This is a genomic window from Duncaniella sp., from assembly GCF_029054785.1.
Lineage (GTDB): Bacteria > Bacteroidota > Bacteroidia > Bacteroidales > Muribaculaceae > Duncaniella.
On sequence record NZ_JAIDEN010000096.1, the window covers coordinates 1 to 2415 of the forward strand.

Below are 2415 nucleotides of genomic sequence, written 5' to 3' on the forward strand. Positions count from 1 at the left end.
CGATTATAGTAATCATTGTTATATAATTTTTTGAGTTATGATTTTTTTATTTAGGAGTGTCGGCAGCCGGCATTGACTGCCGACACTCGTTTGGAGATTTGTTGTTAGATTTTGGGACCTTTGGGCTTTCGTTGCTGTTTTTGCTGGTCATCGTCTTTGGGCGAGACCTGACCCTTTGATAGAGGCTCGGTAATATTTTTCGTTGCCTCGTTGGTCTTGCCGTCATTGTTTACGGCCATCTGGGTCTTGCTTTCATCAGCGGGAGTAACCGTTTGGGCCAAATCGGGATCGCTCTTGTATGGAATGGGGCGTCCTTTTTCCGGATTGAATTTCACATAGACGGTTGCTTTCTGCCCCTTGTCATCTGTGACTTCGGCTTTTACGGATTTGCCGGCGGCATAGTCGGATTTCTGTTCTTCTGTGAAGTGATAGTCTTTCCACTTGCCGATGGGCTTGATTTCCCCATTGGGGAGAAGCCAGTTCCCCTTCTTCTCGGTCTGTTCCTGCGATGGATTTTCAGAATGATGTTCCTGTTGGGCGGCTTTTTCTTCGGTCTGTTCCTTTTTCTCCGTCTGGAATAGACGGTTGGCGCGAGGAACGAACTCTATATTCTGATTGGCGGCGCTGCATTGCAGGACAACCGGATAGGTATTGCCATTCTTGTCCGTGTAATCCTTCAGCAGTTGCTTTCCGGATTTTAGGATACCGATGTCTTTCGGAGTAAACTCCGTGTTCCCGATTTTGGGAGGGACATAGATGCTGTTGACGTGTACCGCTACCAGCTCCTTCGTGTCACGGTCGATGCTCACAAATGAGGGGACCTTGTTGCCGTTGGCATCAGTCAGTTCCACCACTCTACCAAGGTTGCCAGTCTTTTCAAGCATCTCGCGGTCATACTTGGAGAACTTGACACCTTTGAACTCCTCGGAGAGGTTAGGCTCAGTGGTGATGAAATGAGGGCGAAGTGAAACTGTGCCGTCAGGATTAGACCTGAACGAAAGCCTTGCCTTCAACTCGAAAGACTCTCCGAACATTGTCGGATTGAGGGTCACGAGCTTGGACTTCTTGTTGTTGAGCATATTGCTCACATCGCTGTCGGAAAGAAGACTCCGGTCGAGTCCCCATTTGGCTTTGAGGTCATCCCAGTTTACCTTGCTTCCGTCGATGGGTTCAGGTTTCTGATATTTGACAGCATCAGTTTCTTTCGGCGGCTCTTCATGTGCGACCTCCTGAGCGGGAGATTCTTCCTTGACTTCGGTTTGCTGCGTCTGAGGCACATCAACCTTGAAGTCTTTAAGAATTTCTGCATTCTTCTCCGGCTCCTGAATGAAGTCTGCCATTGCATATCCGACGCTTTCATATCGGTCTGCCGGGACTTTGAAGAATCCGAAGGTCGAGGGATTGTTCACCTGCCGGATGAAATTCGACAGGAATGCTTCGATGGGATTCTGGCCTTTCGAGAATTTGATAAGGTCAGATATTTTTGACGACTTGATGTCTGTCAGTTTCGGTGTGCCGTCGTCATTGACTCCGGTCACCGCGCCTACCTGCCCGGTTTCGTTATTGCGGGCTATCAGCACTTCTTCTTGTGGTGTGGATTCCATTGTTGTGGGTATGGGTAAATGTTGTTTTGATTATCCCGATCCGCTTATTCATCCGGTATCGGAAAGATTTTGTAATTGCGACGGGCGGCATAGACTTCTATGAACCTGATAATGTCGCTTCCCTGATAGCGGACGCTCTTTCCAATCAGTATATAGGCTATCAGCTTGGAGGAACGCCACTTCTGGGCAGTGATTTTGGCGACATTGAATATCCGGCAGAACTGACTGTTGTCATACAGTTTGTGCGGGATTATCCAGCTTGTGTCTATCACTCCGTCATCTTCGGTTTTAGTTACGGTTTCCTGAGCGGGAGGATTCCGGGCTCTTTGCAAATCAATGAGAATACCAAGCTTCTCAGAAATTTCAAAGAGCAGCGCCTTTGTGTCGCTGTCGTTGTTTACGACACCTGCGACATCGGCAAGTTTCTGGGTTAATTTTTCATTTTGCATTTTCTATTCGTTTGAATTTCTGATGCAAAATTGGCGATTGTCAGACCCCTGTATTGTATGGTATATATGTACCCCACAATGGCTTTAACATTTTACCCCATTTCGGTAAAGTGCGTAATTCACAGTATTCAAGAAGAATAAAAAGAGGTGCCATGAGAGAAAAAAATTACATTTTTCTTCATAGCACCTCTTTAGTATGTAGTATATGGATAACTATTTGATATTCAAAAGCTCCAAATATTAAAATCTATCATCTCGGCTTCATATCCAGCAAGTGTCTCAGCTTGGGGTCGGCTGCGATACGCATTGTCTCACGCCTCACAATGTCTATGACGTCCTGTTTGATGGTATCATAATTACGC

Annotated in this window: 2 protein-coding genes; both read right to left on the minus strand. The window is 46.5% G+C overall.

Going from position 1 to position 2415, the window contains the following annotated elements:
* Window positions 1–104: 104 nt before the first annotated feature.
* Complete coding sequence (locus K2H17_RS06340) at window positions 105–1604, minus strand: DUF4099 domain-containing protein (RefSeq protein WP_300132734.1); 1500 nt, start codon at window positions 1602–1604, stop codon at window positions 105–107.
* A gap of 44 nt (window positions 1605–1648) precedes the next feature.
* A complete protein-coding gene (locus K2H17_RS06345; RefSeq protein WP_300132736.1) occupies window positions 1649–2053 on the minus strand; it encodes a helix-turn-helix domain-containing protein in 405 nt (134 codons plus the stop codon).
* Between the last annotated feature and the right edge of the window lie 362 nt (window positions 2054–2415).

Coding starts and splice junctions, on each gene's coding strand:
- K2H17_RS06340 (WP_300132734.1), bottom strand. CDS start 1,604: ATGGAATCCACACCACAAGAAGAAGTGCTGATAGCCCGCAATAACGAA.
- K2H17_RS06345 (WP_300132736.1), bottom strand. CDS start 2,053: ATGCAAAATGAAAAATTAACCCAGAAACTTGCCGATGTCGCAGGTGTC.